The sequence below is a fragment of the Agrobacterium sp. LMR679 genome (genome assembly GCF_027157905.1).
Classification (GTDB): domain Bacteria; phylum Pseudomonadota; class Alphaproteobacteria; order Rhizobiales; family Rhizobiaceae; genus Agrobacterium; species Agrobacterium leguminum.
The window spans coordinates 1,582,449-1,599,963 of sequence record NZ_JAPVOJ010000001.1 but is presented as its reverse complement, the minus strand read 5'-3'; the positions used below and the strand labels follow the sequence as shown (position 1 = coordinate 1,599,963).

The following is a 17,515-nucleotide window of genomic DNA, read 5'->3' as shown; positions in this document are numbered from 1 at the left end:
GGCGGATTTTCAGGCCCGCGCCGCCACGGCTTCGGCCTTTTGCCCGCCGCCCGTCAGCACAGCCACGAAGTCATCAAGACCGGCAGCCTCGTCCTTGTTCAGGCGCAGGCCCTGTTTCGTGCGCCGCCAGAGAATGTCCTCGGCCGCGCAGGCCCATTCGTGCTCCACCAGCCAGCGCACCTCGCATTCATAAAGCGTGCCGCCGAAATGCGGGCCGAGGCCAGAGACATCGGTGGCGCTGCCTAACAGTTCCGCCGCCTTGGTGCCATAGTTTCTGACAAGCCGCTCCGCATGGCGTCCGTCAAGGAAGGGATAACGGGAGACGAGCGCCCGCACCTGCGTCTCATATCTCGCAGCGCCGAAATCGCCGCCCGGCAGGTGGGAACCCGCCGTCCACGGCTTGCCCTTTTCGCCAATCGCCGCACCGATCTTTTCCAGCGCATGTTCCGCCAGCCGCCGATAGGTGGTGAGCTTGCCCCGAAAATATTGAGGAGCGGAGCTTTCCCCTCGTCCTCTTCAACCTTCAGCACATAATCGCGTGTCGCCTCCTGTGCTTTCGAAGCGCCGTCATCAAAAAGCGGCCGCACGCCGGAATAGGTCCAGACGATATCTTCCGGCCGGACCGGTTCGCTGAAATAGTCGCTGGCCGCGTTGCAGAGATAGGAAATCTCCTCCTCGGAGATGCGAACCCTGGCCGGATCGCCCTTGTAATCGCGGTCCGTGGTGCCGATCAGCGTGAAATCGCGCTCATAGGGAATGGCGAAGATGATGCGGTTATCCGGGTTCTGGAAGAAATAGGCGCGCGGGTCGGAAAACTTCCTGCGCACGATGATATGGCTGCCCTGCACGAGCCGGACATTGTGCACGTCGTTGCGGCCGAAGACGCCGGAAAGCACCTTGTCCACCCAGGGACCGGCGGCATTCACCAGCATGCGCGCCCTGTGCATCGCCGCCCGTCCGGTTTTTTCGTCCAGCGTCTCGATGAGCCACAGCTCGCCTTCACGCCGTGCGGAGACGACCCTCGTGCGGTTCATGATCGTCGCGCCGCGATTGGCCGCATCGCGCGCGTTGAGGACCACGAAACGGGCATCATCCACCCAGCCATCGGAATATTCGAAAGCTCTGGCGAAAGCCGGCTTCAGCGGCTTACCCGCCGGGTCCTTGCGAAGATCGAGCGTGCGGGTCGCCGGCAGAAGCTTGCGGCCGCCGAGATTGTCATAAAGAAACAGGCCGAGCCGCACCATCCAGGCCGGGCGCACGCCGCCTTTCTGGATGGGCAGAACGAAACGCATGGGCCAGATGACATGCGGGGCCATGGCCCAGAGAATTTCCCGCTCCATCAGCGCTTCGCGCACCAGACGAAACTCGTAATGTTCGAGATACCGCAGGCCGCCATGGATGAGCTTGGTGGCGGCGGAAGAGGTGCCGGAAGCGAAATCGCCTTTTTCCGCAAGCGCCACGGAATAACCCCTGCCGACGGCATCGCGGGCAATGCCGCAGCCATTGATGCCGCCGCCGATGACAAAAAGATCGAAAATGTTTTCGCCGGACATGAAGGCTCCGCGACAATGCAGGGGAGGAACCCCTTATGGAAAGACAATTATATAAAAACGAAAACAAAACGAATGTCAAAAGAAAATAAACGAACCATGTAAACGCAAGTGAAAGCGCCGCCGTGAGCGGTGCTTCACGACGTCAGCTTCTTGGAGCATTTCCGGACGGAAAGCCGGGGTCCACTTTTTCTGGAAATGCTCTAGGAGATTTATGTTTCAGCCGTATGTCTGAGAAACTTGCTCAAGCTCATAGAGCACGCCGCCCATATCCTTCGGATGCAGGAAAAGAACGGGATTGCCATGCGCGCCGATCTTCGGCTCGCCATCACCCAGAATTCGAACGCCCTTTTTGACGAGATCGTCGCGGGCCGCGACAATGTCAGGCACTTCAAAGCAGAGATGATGCGTGCCGCCGCCCGGATTTCTCTCGAGAAAAGCGGAAATCGGCGAATTTTCGCCGAGCGGATAAAGAAGCTCGATCTTGGTATTCTCAGCCTGAATGAAAACCACCGTCACGCCGTGTTCGGGTAGCGACTGCGGTTCCGAGACATCTGCGCCCAGCGCCCTGTATCGGGCAATGGCGGTATTAAGATCGGGCACCGCGATGGCGACGTGATTCAATCTTCCGAACATGGCCGTCTTTCCCTCACGCGTTCCGCCGGATGCCTTCCAGCAGGTCGAGAACTTTGTTGGCGGCATCCATGACATTGGTGCCGGGGCCGAAAATCGCCGAGACACCGTGGTCGAGCAGGAACTGATAATCCTGCCGCGGAATGACGCCGCCGACCACGACGACGATATCTTCCGCGCCCTTCTGTTTCAGTGCCTCGACCAGCTGCGGTGCCAGCGTCTTGTGACCGGCGGCGAGCGACGACATGCCGACCACATGCACCTTGTTCTGGACGGCGAGATCGGCCGCTTCAACGGGTGTCTGGAACAGGGGCCCGGCCAGCACATCGAAACCGATATCGCCAAAGGCGGAGGCGATGACCTTCGCGCCGCGATCATGCCCGTCCTGCCCGAGCTTGGCCACCATGATGCGCGGCTTGGTGCCGATCCTTTCAGCCACACCGGAAAGCCGGGCGGCGAGCGTGGCAAGTTCCGGCTCGTCCTTATAGGCCTCGCCGTAGATATCGCTCACCACCTCCGGCACAGCGGCATGGTCGCCGAAGGCCGCACGCAGCGCATCGGAAATCTCTCCCACCGTGGCGCGGGCGCGGGCGGCGACAACGGCGGCTTCGAGAATATTGCCCTTGCCGCTGCGGGCGACTTGAGAAAGTGCGGCCAAAGCGGCGGTCACGTCCTTGCCATCGCGGCGGCGGCGCGTTTCTTCGATGCGGCGGATTTGTGCGGCCCGCACGGCGGCGTTGTCGATATCGAGAACATCGATATCTTCCTCGTTTTCGAGACGGTAACGGTTGACACCGACGATAACCTCCTCGCCCTTGTCCACCGCCGCCTGCCGTCGCGTTGCCGCCTCTTCGATCAGCCGTTTCGGCAAGCCTTCCGCCACCGCCTTGGTCATGCCGCCAAGCGCCTCGACCTCCTCGATCAGCACCCAGGCCTTCTCGGCCAGTTCGTCAGTCAGGCTTTCGACATAATAGGAGCCGGCCAGCGGATCGACGACTTTTGTGACGCCGGTTTCGTGCTGAAGGATAAGCTGGGTATTGCGGGCGATGCGGGCGGAAAACTCCGTCGGCAGGGCAATCGCCTCATCGAAGGAATTGGTGTGCAGCGACTGCGTGCCGCCCAGCACGGCGGACATGGCCTCGAAAGCGGTGCGGACGATATTGTTATAAGGGTCCTGCTCCTGAAGCGAGACGCCGGACGTCTGGCAATGGGTGCGCAGCATCAGCGACGACGCCTTCTGCGGCTTGAACTCCTCCATGATGCGCGACCAGAGCAGGCGCGCGGCGCGCAGCTTGGCAGCCTCCATGAAGAAATTCATGCCGATGGCGAAAAAGAACGACAGGCGGCCGGCGAAATCATCGACGTTCAGTCCCTTGGCCAGCGCCGCCCGCACATATTCGCGGCCATCCGCCAGCGTGAAGGCCAGCTCCTGCGTAAGCGTCGCGCCCGCTTCCTGCATGTGATAGCCGGAAATGGAGATGGAATTGAATTTCGGCATCTCCTTCGCCGTATATTCGATGATGTCGGCAATGATCCGCATCGAAGGTTCCGGCGGATAGATATAGGTGTTGCGGACCATGAACTCCTTGAGGATATCGTTCTGAATGGTGCCGGAAAGGGCGGCGCGGGGCACACCCTGCTCTTCCCCCGCAACGATGAAACTGGCGAGCACCGGAATGACCGCGCCATTCATGGTCATCGACACCGAGACTTTTTCGAGCGGAATGCCATCGAACAGGATTTTCATGTCCTCGACGCTGTCGATCGCCACGCCCGCCTTGCCGACATCGCCCTCCACACGCGGATGATCGCTATCGTAACCGCGGTGGGTGGCGAGGTCGAAGGCAACCGAAACGCCCTGCTGACCGGCGGCGAGCGCCTTGCGGTAAAAGGCGTTCGAGGCTTCGGCCGTGGAAAAACCGGCATATTGGCGTATGGTCCAGGGCCGGCCGGCATACATGGTGGCGCGCGGGCCGCGCGTGAAAGGTGCAAAGCCCGGCAGGCTGTCCAGATGGGAAATCTTTTGCAGATCGTCAGCGGTATAGAGCGGCTTGACCTCAATGCCTTCGGGCGTGTGCCAGACGAGCGTTTCCGGTGAACGCTTCAGCTCTTTTTCGGCAAGCTGCAGCCAATCCCGCACCGTTTTTTCACCCGACATGCATCTCTCCCCTTCTGCATTTCATTTTAGCACTGTGGCCGGTGATCGTGACAAAAATCGAACGATCCGCCCGCAGGGCCGACCCCGTAAACAGCTCCGGCCCGCATGCGTTCCCGAAAAACGGCAGCGGCCATCACTCGAATTCGAGGATCACTTCATCCACCGCGAGGCTGTCGCCCGGTTTTGCCGCCACTCTGGCAACGCGGCCGCGTTTTTCTGCGCGCAGAATATTTTCCATCTTCATGGCCTCCACCGTTGCCAGCGCCTGCCCGGCCTCCACCTCATCGCCCTCACCCACCGAAATGCCGGTGATGACGCCCGGCATGGGGCAAAGCAGCAGTTTCGATGTATCCGGCGGCAATTTTTCCGGCATCAGCAACGCCAGTTCCGCCACACGCGGGCTGCGCACATGGGCACGAATATCCATGCCGCGCCAGCGCAGGCGGATCGCAGCACCTGCAAGATCGACCTTGGCGGCGATAACCTCACCCGCGACCGTGAAGAGGCCGAGGCTCTGACCGGGAAGCCATCCGGTATCGACGGTGAGCGCCGTCCCCTCTTCAAAACGGACCGCCGTACCATCCGTGCCGGTTTCAACGCTGACCCTGTGACGGGATGCGCCAAACGATACCACCCAGTCCTGACCGACGATGCGGCGGTGATTTCCGATGGTGCCGGAAATTTCGACTGCGCGGCTCTGTAGCCGCTGATGGATGATGGCGGCGATGGCGGAAAGCTGGCGCGCAGCGGCTTCATCCGGTTCCACGCCGGAAAACCCTTCCGGAAATTCTTCCGCGATAAAACCCGTCGTCAGGCGGCCGGCGCGGAAACGCTCATGCTGCATGACAGCCGATAGGAAGGGCAGATTGTGGCCGATGCCCTCCACCTCGAAACGATCCAGCGCCTGCCCCATGGCGTCGATGGCGGTTTCACGATCCTTGCCGAGAGCGCACAGCTTGGCGATCATCGGATCGTAATACATCGAGATTTCGCCGCCTTCGAACACGCCGGTATCGTTGCGGATGACGGTGCCGTTTTCCTGCGCACCTTCCTGCGGCGGGCGATATCGCGTCAGCCGGCCGATGGAGGGCAGGAAGTTGCGATAGGGGTCTTCGGCATAAAGCCGGCTTTCAATCGCCCAGCCGTTCAGTTTCACATCCGCCTGTCCGAAGGAGAGCTTTTCACCTGATGCCACACGGATCATCTGTTCGACCAGATCGATGCCGGTGATGAGTTCCGTTACCGGATGCTCCACCTGCAGACGGGTGTTCATTTCCAGAAAGTAGAAATTCCTCTCGCCATCGACGATGAATTCCACCGTGCCGGCCGAATGGTAACCGACGGCTCTCGCCAGCGCCACGGCCTGCTCGCCCATGGCTTTGCGAGTGGCTTCGTCCAGAAAGGGCGATGGCGCTTCCTCGATGACTTTCTGGTTACGGCGCTGGATCGAGCATTCGCGCTCACCCAGATAAAGTGTGTTGCCGTGCTTGTCGCCCAGCACCTGAATTTCAATATGGCGCGGCTGGGTGACGAATTTCTCGATGAAGATGCGGTCATCGCCAAAGGAGGATTTCGCCTCGTTTTTCGAGGACTGGAAACCCTCGCGCGCCTCGGCATCGTTGAAAGCGATGCGCATGCCCTTGCCGCCGCCACCGGCCGACGCCTTGATCATGACGGGATAACCGATCTGCGAGGCGATCCTCACCGCCTCATCCGCATCCTCGATCAGCCCCATATGGCCGGGGACGGTGGAAACACCCGCTTCCGCGGCCAGTTTCTTGGAGGTGATCTTGTCACCCATGGCCTTGATGGCGCCAACAGGCGGACCGATGAAGACGACACCCGCCTTTTCCAGCGCCTCGGCGAAGGCAGCGTTTTCCGACAGGAAACCGTAGCCGGGATGAACAGCATCCGCCCCGGTCTTCGCGATTGCCTCAAGAATCCTGTCGATGACGATGTAGGACTGCGACGAGGGGGCCGGGCCGATATGAACGGCCTCATCCGCTTGTCTCACATGCAGCGCATTGGCATCCGCATCCGAATAGACTGCGACAGTGGCGATGCCCATCTTCTTCGCCGTCTTGATGACCCGGCAGGCAATCTCGCCGCGATTGGCGATGAGGATTTTCTTGATCATGCGGTTATTCTCCCCTCGCATCGTCATCGTCGTCGCGGAATTTCTTTTCATAGGGCATCATCAGGATTGCCGAGGCGGTGGCGGCCGCGCCGAACAGGGATGCAATGGGCATGACGACCAGCAGCACGGGCACGACCGGATTTACGGCGCGGCCGATGCGCGCGCCCAAACCGCCAATGTCGAGAAAGATCAGCGCTGCACCGACGCAGACGCCGATCAGCACGCCAACTGCCGCATTGAGCGCCATGAAACGCAACATCTGCCGATGATCGAGCCGGGCGGCTTCCGGCGTCATCTTTGGCTTCGGATCACGACTGCCGGATGCCCTGCCTGCGCTGCCACCGCGGCGTTGCCCCAGCCAGCGTCGCAGCCATTGCAGGTCCATATGGAGTATGTCGACAATCATGCTCCTCCTCCCCCTCAGGAAAAATGTCGCCGCCCGCCCTCAAATCTCGAAGAAATTCTCGAAGGATTCCGGGAAGTTCTGCCGTGCGACGCGCTCGTCAATCACCAGCATCGCCTGATAGGAAAGTGGATCGAAATTCTTCTCCGCCGGCACGACCTCGCGGCCGAAGAGCAGGTTGAGGCGGGCGGCGTCGAGATTGCCGCGTTCGAAAGGCTCGGCACCGAAATGGTGCCAGAGCGAGTGCAGGAAGGCGGCATCGATGCGATGCTCCTTGGTGTCGTTGCGCGCCCGGCGGGGTATCATCTTGATAGGCGTTACCCCTTTGGGGTTGGCGCGGCGGATGGTGAACTGGACGCCCGTGCTCGGCATGCCGGAGGGAAATCCCTTGTGTTTGGTCATTTCGGGCAGGTTCGCCATCTTTTGTCCTTCCAGAACATTTCCAGTAAAAGCTGCCTTTCTTTTACGTCCGGAAATGCGCGAATTCAAATAGTTAGAGCGCTTTTGGCGCTCTAATCTTTCCTTATGCCCTGCCGATCTTATCCTGCGTCTTCGTCTCGAAGTCGGAGGCATCGTGGCGTTCATGCAATTGTTCGGACGGATCGCCCGAGGTCTTGTTAACGATCACACCGCGCTTGACCGCCGGGCGTTCGCCGATTTCGAGCGTCCAGCGCATGACGTTTTTGTAACCGTCCGCCTCAAGGAAAGCACCGGCATCGCCATAGGCCTGGCCGAGCGCGATCTTGCCGTACCACGGCCAGACGGCCATGTCGGCGATCGTATATTCCGAACCCGCCAGATAGCGGTTTTCAGCCAGATGCCGGTCCAGCACGTCGAGCTGGCGTTTGACTTCCATGGCGTAGCGGTCGATGGCGTATTTGATCTTCACCGGCGCATAGGCATAAAAATGGCCGAAACCGCCGCCGAGGAAGGGGGCGGAGCCCATCTGCCAGAACAGCCAGTTCAGCGCCTGCGTGCGGGCATTGCCCTCCTTCGGCAGGAAAGCGCCGAATTTTTCCGCGAGATAAACGAGAATGGAGCCGCTTTCGAAAACGCGCGTCGGCTCAGGCGTCGAGTGATCCATCAGCGCCGGAATCTTAGAATTCGGATTGACGCCGACAAAACCGGAACCGAACTGGTCGCCTTCGCCGATCTTGATCAGCCACGCATCATAATCTGCGCCCTTGTGGCCGGCGGCCAGCAATTCTTCCAGCATGATGGTGACCTTCTGGCCATTCGGCGTCGCCAGCGAATAAAGCTGCAGCGGGTGCTTGCCGACCGGCAGTTCCTTTTCATGGGTGGGACCGGCAATCGGACGGTTGATATTGGCGAACTGGCCGCCATTGCCCTTGTCCCAGGTCCAGACCCTGGGCACCTCATATCCGGCGGGGAAATTATCTGCGGAGGAATTTTCGGCCATGAAAATGTGTCCTTGTGCGTTTCGGGAGGACATCCGGACATCCGGGCGCCTGAACAAACATATAGTAAGGTGGCCGAAGCATTTTTCCAGTCTCAGAGCGGAATGGTGTCGTGTTTCTTCCAGCGGGTTTCCACACTCTTGTTACGCAGCGACGCGAAGGCGCGGGCGATGCGGCGGCGTGAGGAATGCGGCATGATGACTTCATCGATAAAACCGCGCTCCGCCGCCACGAAGGGATTGGCGAAACGCTCCTCATATTCCTTGGTGCGCGCGGCGATCTTTTCCGGATCGGAAAGCTCGGAACGATAGAGAATTTCCGCCGCCCCCTTCGCGCCCATCACGGCAATTTCCGCCGTTGGCCAGGCATAATTCACGTCCGCGCCGATGTGTTTCGAGGCCATCACGTCATAAGCGCCGCCATAGGCCTTGCGGGTGATCAGCGTCACCATCGGCACCGTCGCCTCCGAATAGGCGAAGAGAAGTTTGGCGCCGTGCTTGATGACGCCGCCATATTCCTGTGCCGTTCCGGGCAGGAAACCCGGCACATCCACCAGCGTCAACAGCGGAATGTTGAAGGCATCGCAAAAACGCACGAAACGCGCCGCCTTGCGCGAACTGTCGATATCGAGGCAGCCGGCCAGCACCATCGGCTGGTTGGCCACGACGCCCACCGTCTGGCCTTCGAGACGGATGAAACCGGTGATGATGTTGCGGGCAAAGGCCTCCTGCAACTCGAAGAAATCGCCCTCATCGGCCAGCGCGTGGATCAGTTCCTTCATGTCGTAGGGCTTGTTGGAACTATCGGGGATCAGCGTATCGAGACGTGCTTCCAGCCGCGCCGGATCATCGTGGAACGGGCGCACCGGCGGCTTTTCGCGATTGTTGAGCGGCAGGAAATCGAACAGCAGCCGCACATGTTCCAGCGTTTCGATGTCGTTTTCATAAGCGCCATCGGCGACGGAGGATTTTTTCGTGTGGGTGGAGGCTCCGCCCAGTTCCTCAGCCGTGACGATCTCGTTGGTCACGGTTTTGACCACATCCGGCCCGGTGACGAACATGTAAGAGGTGTCGCGCACCATGAAGATGAAATCGGTCATGGCCGGCGAATAGACGGCACCGCCCGCACAAGGCCCCATGATGACGGAAATTTGCGGCACGACGCCGGAGGCGATGACATTGCGCTTGAACACATCGGCATAACCGCCGAGCGAGGCCACGCCTTCCTGAATACGCGCGCCGCCGCTGTCGTTGAGGCCGATCACCGGCGCGCCGTTGCGCACCGCCATATCCATGATCTTGCAGATTTTCTGGGCATGGGTTTCCGAGAGCGAACCGCCAAGAACGGTGAAATCCTGGGAAAACACATAGACCTGACGGCCATTGATGGTGCCCCAGCCGGTAACGACACCGTCACCCGCCACCTTCTGCTCCGCCATGCCGAAATCCACCGCCCGGTGGGTGACGTACATGTCGTATTCCTCGAAGGAACCTTCATCCAGGAGCACGTCGATACGCTCGCGCGCCGTCAGCTTGCCCTTGCCATGCTGCGCCTCGATGCGCTTGACGCCGCCGCCGAGCCGCGCCTCAGCGCGCCGCGTTTCCAATTGCTCCAGAATGCCGGGCATGTTTCCTCCATGCGTTGTGCCACGATCAATAGCCCAGAAAACATTCGCCAAGAAGCCTTGATCGTGCGCGTATGCGTGCCATAAATATTTGCAATGTTTAATTTTGCAAAGTTGCAACATGGCGACGGAAAAACTCTTCATCGGCCGCAAGGTTCGCGGCCTTCGCGAAAACGCCCGCGCCACGCAGGCGCAATTCGCCGAACGGCTGGGCATCTCCGCGAGCTACCTGAACCAGATCGAGAATAACCAGCGCCCGGTTTCGGCCAGCGTTCTGGTGACGCTGGTGGAAAAATTCCAGCTCGACATGGCGGAACTGGCGACCGGTGAAAGCGACCGGCTGGTTTCCGCCGTGCGCGAGGCGCTGAAAGACCCGCTGTTCCTGAATTACGAACCGGGGCTTCAGGAGTTGAAGCTGATTGCCCAGAACGCGCCGGGTTTTGCCCATGCGCTGCTGCGCGCCCATCAGGCCTATCGCCAGAACAGCGAGCAGCTGGTGCAGCTGGATGACCGGCTGGGCCGCGGCACAGCGCAGGTGGAAAGAACCCCCTATGAGGAGGTGCGTGACTTCTTCCACTTCGTCGACAATTACGTCGCCGAGATCGATCTTCTGGCCGAGGAGCTGGCGGAAGAACTGGAGATAGAAGGCGGCGAGACCTATGGCATTCTGGCCGCGCATCTGAAGAGCCGTTACGGCATCCATATCACCCGAACCGAGGCGGCGGGCGGTCTGATCCGGCACTTCGATCCTGCCGGCAAGACGCTCGCCCTCAGCTCCTACATGGCCGCGCCGACCCGCTGTTTTCAGCTTGCATTGCAGATCGCCCAGCTTCACGCCGGTTCAACAGTGGACAGGGTGCTGGCCGGCGCCGGTTTCCGCAACACGGAAGCGGCCGAAATCTGTCGTATCGGACTGCACAATTATTTCGCCGCAGCGCTCATCCTGCCCTATGGGCAATTTCACCGGGCGGCGCAGGAGCTACGCCACGATCTCGAACTTCTCGCCGTGCGTTTCGGCGCGAGCCTTGAGCAGGTGGCCCACCGGCTGAGCACCTTGCAGCGCCCGGGCATGAAAGGCGTGCCGATCTTTTTCGCCAAGATCGACCGCGCCGGTAACATCACCAAACGCCACAGCGCCACGCGGCTGCAATTTGCCCGTTTCGGCGCGGCCTGTCCGCTGTGGAATATCCATCAGGCCTTCGAAAGCTCCGACAGGATCGTGCGGCAACTGGCGGAAACGCCTGACGGCGTGCGCTATCTTTCCATCGCCACGCAGATCGAAAAGGCCGGCGCCGGTTTCAACACGGAAAGACCGCGTTATGCCATCGCGCTCGGCTGCGAAATTTCCCATGCGCAGAATTTCGTTTATGCCGATACGCTCGATCTCGGCAATGCGGCCTCCTTCAAACCCATCGGCATTTCCTGTCGGGTCTGCGAGAGGGTTGATTGCGTGCAGCGCGCCGTGCCGCCGCTGAAACGCAAGCTGCATTTCGATCATCTTTCGCGCGGAGCCCTGCCCTACAGTATCGCCGATTTTTGACCCCGCTCAGGGCAGAGGCACCATGGCGCGCCGCATGATGTTAGCGTAGTAGCCCCAGAAAAGCCGCGCGGCCACGGAGCGCCATGGCGACCAGATTGTTGCCCGCTCCGCCAGCCACTTCGCTTCCGGCCTCACCTCCAGGGCAAGCGCATGCGCCACCGCCGATCTCAGCGCCACATCGCCGACGGGAAAAATATCCGGGTGCCCGCCGCAGAACATCAGATAGACCTCCGCCGTCCACGGGCCGATGCCGCGAAGCGCCACCAGCTCGGAAAGGGCCACACGCCCCTCCTTGCGCACCACGCCGTCAAGATCGACCTGCCCTTCCGTGACGGCGCGCGCCAGCCCTTCCAGCGTCCTCGCCTTGGCGCGCGAAAGGCCGAAGGTGGCGCGCAATTCCTCCGATGCGCCGAGATAATTTTCCGCCGTGACCGCGCCGCCGGTGCCGGCAAGGATACGCGCCCATATGGCATTGGCGCTGGCGCGCGACACCATCTGCGAGACGACGATGTGGGCAAGGCCGGAAAAGCCGGGCTCGTGAATGCGCAGTTCCAGCGGACCGGCTTTTTCGATGACGAGGCCGAGAGCCGGATCGAGGTGGGCGAGATGCTCCAGCCCTTCGCTGATGTCATCCATCCCGGTAATGATTTTCATGTCCGTCATTCCATATGCCGCCAGCCGCTGGCGGGGTGCTGTAAAACATGGCAGAAGAAACCATGCCTTCGCCTCTCCGTCAAAAACCGGTTTACCGTTTCGCACCAAGCCCCAATGGTCTGCTGCATCTCGGCCACGCGCTTTCCGCCTTCCTGAACCACGATATGGCGCGGGAAAATGACGGCCGCTTTCTGCTGCGCATCGAGGATATCGACCAGACACGCTGCACTCCGGAGCTGGAACAGGCAATTTATGACGATCTTGGCTGGCTGGGTCTCGACTGGGAAAAACCTGCGCGGCGGCAATCGGAGCATTTCGAAGAGTACCGTGTGGCGCTGGAGAGGCTGATCGAGGCAGGACTTGCTTACCCTGCCTTTCTGAGTCGTGGAGAAACCAGGGCAATCGTTCATACTTTCGAGGCGGAGGGCGGGCTCTGGCCCCGCGATCCCGATGGCGCGCCACTTTACCCGGCCATAGACCGGGAGAGGCCAGGGGCGGAGCGGGATGCGCTGCTCGCCTCCGGCCGGCCGCACGCCTGGCGGCTGGACATGGAAAAGGCGATCCGCGCCGCCGGCAGCCCCCTGTTCTGGCAGGAGAGCGGCGATGGCGAGACGGGACAGATCGAGGCCCTGCCAGCGCTTTGGGGCGATGTGGTGCTGTCGCGTTCCGACGCGCCGTCGAGCTATCATCTTTCCGTTGTGGTGGACGATGCGCTGCAGGGCATAACCCATGTGGTGCGCGGCATGGATCTCTATCACGCCACCGCCATTCACCGGCTGTTGCAACACCTGCTGGACCTGCCGCAACCGGCCTATCACCATCACTGGCTGATCTTGGGTGCGGACGGGCGCAAGCTCTCGAAAAGCGAAGGCAGCACCGGGCTTTCCGCCCTTCGTTCGGAAGGTGCTGCGCCCTCAGATATCCGCCGGCTTGTCGGGCTCCTCTAGAACCTGCTCGCGACGCGCGCTGTTGCCGCCGATATTGCGGCGGATGATCTGGCGGACCTTGTATTTCATCAGCGCCGCATTCACCTCCGCGCCGAGCATGAAGATGACGCCGACCATATAAAGAAACACCAGCACCACCATCACCGAGGCGAGACCGGCATAGGTGGCGGCATAATTGGCGAAGGTGGAGAGATAATAGGCGAAGATGGCCGCACCGATGACCCAGAAGATCATCGTGAGGAGAATGCCGGGCCAGACATCCCAGATGCGGCGCTTGCCGGCGGGAAGCCACAGATGCGCCGCCACCAGCCCCGCCGTCAGCACCACGATGGTGCCGTAAAGACCGAGGCTGGAGATGGTGTTCAGCACATCCGTCAGCCACGGAAACCGCTGCTCGGCAAAAGAGGTGGCGACCGGCACGGCAACCAGCACGATGCTGATGCCGGCAAAGACCACGACGGCGATCAGCACATAAAGCAGGCTGAGCAGGCGGGTGACATACCACCAGCGCGTTTCGGTGACACGATAGGCGCGGTTCAATGAAATGCGCAGCGCCTCCACACCATTGGACGCAAAATAGGCGGCCGCCAGCACCGAAATCGTCAGCAGCCCGCCGCGCGGAATGGTCAGCACCTGCTGCACCTGCGCCGCCAGCGGCCCGGCAATCGCCTCCGGCCAGGTGTCGAAAATCAGATGCACCGCCGTTTCGGAAAACTGGTCGGCCCCCAGAAAACCGGCGAGAGCCGTGCCGAAGATCAGGAACGGAAACAGGGCCAGCAGAATGGACAGCGCCATATGGCTCGCCATCGCCCAGCCGTCATCCTCGGCGAAATGGGAATAGGCATCGAAGGCAACCTTGCCTGCCAGGCGCACTGCGGCAACCATGTCACCTCCATTCATCGGCATTTCATTTGTAACTTCGAGCCGAATATGGGAAATCAGCTTCGCTTTGTACAGCGCGCAAGCTGGCCTTTCGGTTCCAGAAGGGCACGGATTTCGCGCGATAGGATTTTAACGGGCCGGGCAATCGGGCCAGAGCAACAGTCGGTTTCCCGGAGCGGCACATGTCTGAAAAACCCGTCATCATCATCACCGGATGTTCCTCGGGCATCGGCGCCCATTGCGCCGGCGCGCTCCACCGGGACGGCTGGCGGGTTTTCGCCACCGTGCGGCGCATCGCCGACATGGCGGCGCTTGAGAACCAGGGCATCGAGACCCTGATCATGGATTATACCAAGCCGGAAACCATCGCCGCGCTGGTGGACACCGTCGCAGCCCGGACCGGCGGCCGCATCGATGCGCTGTTCAACAACGGCGCCTATGGCCAACCGGGCGCGGTGGAGGATTTGCCGGTCGAGGCGCTGCGGGCACAGTTCGAAACCAATGTCTTCGGCTGGCACGATCTGACGCGGCGGGTCATTCCTTTCATGCGCGCCCGAGGTGCGGGGCGCATCGTGCATTGCTCCTCCATCCTCGGCCTTGTGCCTTATCGCTATCGCGGCGCTTACACCGCCTCGAAATTCGCCCTTGAGGGGCTGGGCGTCACGCTGCGCATGGAGCTTCAGGGCAGCGGCATCCATGTCAGCCTGATCGAACCGGGGCCGATCACCTCGAAATTCACCGCGACGGCGCTTGCCCATATCAACGAGCACATCGATCTCGAAAATTCCGCCCATGCGGCGGAATATAAACGCCAGCTGGCGCGCATGGATGGTTCCGGCCCCGTCAACCGCCACAAGCTTGGCCCGGACGCCGTTTATGCCGTGTTGAAACATGCCCTGACCGCCAAAAGGCCGAAACCGCATTATCCCGTTACCGTGCCCGCCAAACAGGGGCTTGTGCTGAAACGGCTCTTGCCTGCCGGACTTTTCTATCGTCTGCTGCGCAGATTCGATTGAGGAGGAGTAATAACGCATGTCCGGCTTCACCACCGTTCTGGCCCTTATCGTCATGGGCCTCGTCGTCATCGTGCTGATACGCGGCCTCTTCAACATGCTGAAGGGGCAGGACGCCAACCGCTCCAACAAGCTGATGCAGCTTCGCCTGCTTTTGCAGGCTGTAGCGATTGTGCTGATCATGTTCACCCTCTGGCTCACCGGCGGTGGCCGCTGACATGGTGAAGCTGAACAAGATCTACACCCGTACCGGCGACAAGGGCACCACGGCGCTGGTTTCCGGCCCGCGCCGCCTGAAGCACGATCTTCGCGTCGAGGCCTATGGCACGGTGGACGAAACCAATTCGGCCATCGGCGTCGCGCGGCTGCATACGGGTGAGATGGAAAAGCTGGATGCCATGCTCTTCCGTATTCAGAACGATCTTTTCGATCTCGGCGCCGATCTCGCCACGCCGGACAGCGGCGAGCCGCTTTCTTACGAACCGCTGCGCATCGTCGAAAGTCAGGTCACGCGGCTGGAAAACGAAATCGACGATCTCAATGCCGCCCTTGAACCGCTGACCTCTTTCGTGCTGCCGGGCGGCAGTGCTGCGGCGGCCAGCCTGCATATGGCCCGCACCGTCTGCCGGCGCGCGGAAAGACTGATGGTGGAACTTTCCGTCACTGAGAATGAGATCGTCAGCCCCGCGGCGCTGAAATATGTCAACCGCCTGTCCGACTTCCTGTTCGTCGCCGCCCGTTTCGCCAATGATGCGGGCAAGGCCGATATATTGTGGGTTCCCGGCAAGAACCGCTAAAGCGTTTCAATGACGCAACCAAAGGGCGTTCGATGTTCATACCGCTGCACGATGCGAATTCCCTCAAACATATCCGGCTGCAATATGTCACCATCGGCCTGATCGTGGTCAATGTGCTGGTCTGGCTGTTTACCGGGGTGCTTGCCAGCGATACTGAGGCCAATGCGGCAGCCCTCGGCCTCGGTTTCATTCCGGCGGTGGTGTTCGATTACGCCTATCTGGAACCCGCCCTGCAGGTCGTGCCCGATGACCTGACCGTTGTCACCTATGCTTTCCTGCATCTCGATTTCTGGCATCTGGCCGGCAACATGCTGTTTCTCTGGGTCTTCGGCGATAATGTCGAGGATGCGCTCGGCCATTTGCGTTTCCTGATCTTCTATATCGCCTGCGCCATCGCCGGCGCGCTGTTTCACGGTTTCGTCGCCCCCACCTCCGAAGGTCCGCTGATCGGCGCTTCGGGTGCGGTTTCCGGCGTCGTCGCGGCCTATTTCCTGCTGCATCCCAGGGTGCGCGTCTGGGTGCTGGTTCTCATGCGCATTCCGCTTCCTTTGCCCGCCTTCATTCCGCTGGCGCTGTGGATCGGCCAGCAGTTCCTGATGCTGGCGCTCGGGCTCGAGGAAAACGTTTCCTGGGGCGCGCATGTGGGCGGCATCATGGCGGGCGCAGTCATGGTGATTTTCATGCGCAGGCGGGGCGTTCCCCTGTTTGACCGCACCATTGTTCCGCCGAGGGCGGCACAGTTCAAGAATCCGTCGCAAACGGCGGGGTTGTCGCAAATCGAACGGGGCTATGACGGGAGCAGATGAGCTCTTGCGAAAGAGATAGAGTATTTACGTGAACGTCAACGTAAGATATGCCTTGCGTGCATGCGATAATGAAGATTGCTCCGTTGTAATTGCGGGAAAAATGCTTATCCATGTCGCCAACCTGTTTTTGGAGGTCCGCGCGGTCAACTGGCCAAAGCGGACAGGAGTTTGAGGAAAGCCGCCGATGAAGATTCTTGTCCCCGTCAAACGAGTCGTCGATTACAACGTGAAGATCCGCGTGAAGTCGGATGGCTCCGGTGTTGAGCTTGCGAATGTTAAGATGTCGATGAACCCGTTCGACGAAATCTCGGTGGAAGAGGCGCTTCGTCTGAAGGAAGCCGGCAAGGCCGAAGAGGTCGTGGTCGTGTCCATCGGCCCGGCCAAGGCGGAAGAAACGCTGCGCACGGCGCTTGCCATGGGTGCGGACCGCGCCATCCTGATCGAGACCGACGAAACGGTCGAGCCGCTTGCCGTTGCCAAGCTTTTGAAGGGCGTGGCAGAGGCTGAACAGCCCGGTCTCGTCATCGTCGGCAAGCAGGCGATCGATGACGATTCGAACCAGACCGGCCAGATGCTGGCCGCCCTTCTCGGCTGGGGCCAGGGCACCTTCGCCTCCAAGGTCGTACCGTCCGACGGCAAGGTCGCGGTCACCCGTGAAGTCGATGGCGGTTTGCAGACGGTCGAGCTGAAGCTTCCCGCCGTCGTCACCACCGATCTTCGTCTCAACGAGCCGCGTTATGCGTCGCTGCCGAACATCATGAAGGCGAAGAAGAAGCCGCTCGACAAAAAGGCGCCGGCCGATTTCGGCGTCGATGTTTCGCCGCGCCTGAAGGTGCTGAAGACCGAAGAGCCGGCAGGCCGCAAGGCCGGCATCAAGGTCGGCTCGGTTGCCGAGCTGGTCGAAAAGCTCAAAGCCGACGGCGTCCTCTAAGGTTTCGGAAAAGGGAGATATT

At 60.8% G+C, this 17,515-nt stretch carries 16 protein-coding genes and 1 pseudogene; 7 read left to right on the top strand and 10 right to left on the bottom strand.

The genetic code is table 11. The features are described 5' to 3' along the window. Positions 1-9 precede the first annotated feature (9 nt). The 8 genes and pseudogenes from O3W47_RS07535 to O3W47_RS07500 form a co-directional block, all read right to left on the bottom strand. Positions 10-1,553, bottom strand: a pseudogene (locus O3W47_RS07535) (glycerol-3-phosphate dehydrogenase). 216 nt (positions 1,554-1,769) lie between these two features. Further along, positions 1,770-2,186 (bottom strand): methylmalonyl-CoA epimerase, encoded by a 417-nt coding sequence (gene mce / locus O3W47_RS07530; protein ID WP_269313371.1) that lies wholly within the window; start codon positions 2,184-2,186, stop codon positions 1,770-1,772. A gap of 13 nt (positions 2,187-2,199) precedes the next feature. After that, a complete protein-coding gene (scpA, locus tag O3W47_RS07525; RefSeq protein WP_269313370.1) occupies positions 2,200-4,341 on the bottom strand; it encodes a methylmalonyl-CoA mutase in 2,142 nt (713 codons plus the stop codon). Between the two features lie 133 nt (positions 4,342-4,474). Beyond that, positions 4,475-6,478 carry an acetyl-CoA carboxylase biotin carboxylase subunit gene (locus O3W47_RS07520; RefSeq protein ID WP_269313369.1) on the bottom strand — a complete coding sequence of 668 codons (2,004 nt, stop codon included), beginning with the start codon at positions 6,476-6,478 and terminating at the stop codon, positions 4,475-4,477. Between the two features lie 4 nt (positions 6,479-6,482). Further along, positions 6,483-6,884 carry a hypothetical protein gene (locus tag O3W47_RS07515; RefSeq protein WP_269313368.1) on the bottom strand — a complete coding sequence of 134 codons (402 nt, stop codon included), beginning with the start codon at positions 6,882-6,884 and terminating at the stop codon, positions 6,483-6,485. 39 nt (positions 6,885-6,923) lie between these two features. Then, positions 6,924-7,301 (bottom strand): hypothetical protein, encoded by a 378-nt coding sequence (locus O3W47_RS07510; protein ID WP_003520841.1) that lies wholly within the window; start codon positions 7,299-7,301, stop codon positions 6,924-6,926. A gap of 103 nt (positions 7,302-7,404) precedes the next feature. Beyond that, positions 7,405-8,301, bottom strand: a complete 897-nt coding sequence (yghU, locus tag O3W47_RS07505) for a glutathione-dependent disulfide-bond oxidoreductase (RefSeq protein WP_080819332.1) — start codon at positions 8,299-8,301, stop codon at positions 7,405-7,407. 92 nt (positions 8,302-8,393) lie between these two features. Continuing rightward, the gene (locus O3W47_RS07500) at positions 8,394-9,926 is read right to left on the bottom strand and encodes an acyl-CoA carboxylase subunit beta (RefSeq protein ID WP_125144905.1); all 1,533 of its coding nucleotides are present in this window, start codon (positions 9,924-9,926) and stop codon (positions 8,394-8,396) included. A gap of 118 nt (positions 9,927-10,044) precedes the next feature. Here O3W47_RS07500 and O3W47_RS07495 point away from each other — a divergent pair, with 118 nt between their 5' ends. After that, positions 10,045-11,463, top strand: a complete 1,419-nt coding sequence (locus O3W47_RS07495) for a helix-turn-helix domain-containing protein (RefSeq protein WP_137453761.1) — start codon at positions 10,045-10,047, stop codon at positions 11,461-11,463. Between the two features lie 6 nt (positions 11,464-11,469). Here O3W47_RS07495 and O3W47_RS07490 read toward each other — a convergent pair whose 3' ends face one another. Beyond that, the gene (locus tag O3W47_RS07490; protein ID WP_170985931.1) at positions 11,470-12,126 is read right to left on the bottom strand and encodes a DNA-3-methyladenine glycosylase family protein; all 657 of its coding nucleotides are present in this window, start codon (positions 12,124-12,126) and stop codon (positions 11,470-11,472) included. Between the two features lie 38 nt (positions 12,127-12,164). Between O3W47_RS07490 and gluQRS the strand changes: the two genes are divergently transcribed. Continuing rightward, on the top strand, positions 12,165-13,064 hold the full coding sequence (gene gluQRS / locus O3W47_RS07485) for a tRNA glutamyl-Q(34) synthetase GluQRS (RefSeq protein ID WP_269313367.1): 900 nt from the start codon (positions 12,165-12,167) through the stop codon (positions 13,062-13,064). Here the strand turns inward: gluQRS and O3W47_RS07480 are convergent. Further along, positions 13,032-13,949, bottom strand: coding sequence for a YihY/virulence factor BrkB family protein (locus tag O3W47_RS07480; RefSeq protein WP_080820975.1), 918 nt, complete (start codon positions 13,947-13,949; stop codon positions 13,032-13,034). The two genes, gluQRS and O3W47_RS07480, sit on opposite strands and share 33 nt — an antisense overlap. Before the next feature lie 179 nt (positions 13,950-14,128). Between O3W47_RS07480 and O3W47_RS07475 the strand changes: the two genes are divergently transcribed. The 5 genes from O3W47_RS07475 to O3W47_RS07455 all read left to right on the top strand — a co-directional run bounded on the left by O3W47_RS07475 (position 14,129) and on the right by O3W47_RS07455 (position 17,493). Further along, positions 14,129-14,962, top strand: coding sequence for an SDR family oxidoreductase (locus O3W47_RS07475; protein ID WP_125144909.1), 834 nt, complete (start codon positions 14,129-14,131; stop codon positions 14,960-14,962). Between the two features lie 16 nt (positions 14,963-14,978). Next, positions 14,979-15,176 (top strand): twin transmembrane helix small protein, encoded by a 198-nt coding sequence (locus O3W47_RS07470; RefSeq protein WP_003520830.1) that lies wholly within the window; start codon positions 14,979-14,981, stop codon positions 15,174-15,176. A 1-nt stretch (position 15,177) separates the two neighbouring features. Then, positions 15,178-15,756, top strand: coding sequence for a cob(I)yrinic acid a,c-diamide adenosyltransferase (locus O3W47_RS07465; protein ID WP_269313366.1), 579 nt, complete (start codon positions 15,178-15,180; stop codon positions 15,754-15,756). A gap of 32 nt (positions 15,757-15,788) precedes the next feature. Further along, on the top strand, positions 15,789-16,562 hold the full coding sequence (locus O3W47_RS07460; protein WP_269313365.1) for a rhomboid family intramembrane serine protease: 774 nt from the start codon (positions 15,789-15,791) through the stop codon (positions 16,560-16,562). A gap of 184 nt (positions 16,563-16,746) precedes the next feature. Next, positions 16,747-17,493, top strand: coding sequence for an electron transfer flavoprotein subunit beta/FixA family protein (locus tag O3W47_RS07455; RefSeq protein ID WP_003520827.1), 747 nt, complete (start codon positions 16,747-16,749; stop codon positions 17,491-17,493). Positions 17,494-17,515 lie beyond the last annotated feature (22 nt).

Coding starts and splice junctions, on each gene's coding strand:
- mce (WP_269313371.1), bottom strand. CDS start 2,186: ATGTTCGGAAGATTGAATCACGTCGCCATCGCGGTGCCCGATCTTAAT.
- scpA (WP_269313370.1), bottom strand. CDS start 4,341: ATGTCGGGTGAAAAAACGGTGCGGGATTGGCTGCAGCTTGCCGAAAAA.
- O3W47_RS07520 (WP_269313369.1), bottom strand. CDS start 6,478: ATGATCAAGAAAATCCTCATCGCCAATCGCGGCGAGATTGCCTGCCGG.
- O3W47_RS07515 (WP_269313368.1), bottom strand. CDS start 6,884: ATGATTGTCGACATACTCCATATGGACCTGCAATGGCTGCGACGCTGG.
- O3W47_RS07510 (WP_003520841.1), bottom strand. CDS start 7,301: ATGGCGAACCTGCCCGAAATGACCAAACACAAGGGATTTCCCTCCGGC.
- yghU (WP_080819332.1), bottom strand. CDS start 8,301: ATGGCCGAAAATTCCTCCGCAGATAATTTCCCCGCCGGATATGAGGTG.
- O3W47_RS07500 (WP_125144905.1), bottom strand. CDS start 9,926: ATGCCCGGCATTCTGGAGCAATTGGAAACGCGGCGCGCTGAGGCGCGG.
- O3W47_RS07495 (WP_137453761.1), top strand. CDS start 10,045: ATGGCGACGGAAAAACTCTTCATCGGCCGCAAGGTTCGCGGCCTTCGC.
- O3W47_RS07490 (WP_170985931.1), bottom strand. CDS start 12,126: ATGACGGACATGAAAATCATTACCGGGATGGATGACATCAGCGAAGGG.
- gluQRS (WP_269313367.1), top strand. CDS start 12,165: ATGGCAGAAGAAACCATGCCTTCGCCTCTCCGTCAAAAACCGGTTTAC.
- O3W47_RS07480 (WP_080820975.1), bottom strand. CDS start 13,949: ATGGTTGCCGCAGTGCGCCTGGCAGGCAAGGTTGCCTTCGATGCCTAT.
- O3W47_RS07475 (WP_125144909.1), top strand. CDS start 14,129: ATGTCTGAAAAACCCGTCATCATCATCACCGGATGTTCCTCGGGCATC.
- O3W47_RS07470 (WP_003520830.1), top strand. CDS start 14,979: ATGTCCGGCTTCACCACCGTTCTGGCCCTTATCGTCATGGGCCTCGTC.
- O3W47_RS07465 (WP_269313366.1), top strand. CDS start 15,178: ATGGTGAAGCTGAACAAGATCTACACCCGTACCGGCGACAAGGGCACC.
- O3W47_RS07460 (WP_269313365.1), top strand. CDS start 15,789: ATGTTCATACCGCTGCACGATGCGAATTCCCTCAAACATATCCGGCTG.
- O3W47_RS07455 (WP_003520827.1), top strand. CDS start 16,747: ATGAAGATTCTTGTCCCCGTCAAACGAGTCGTCGATTACAACGTGAAG.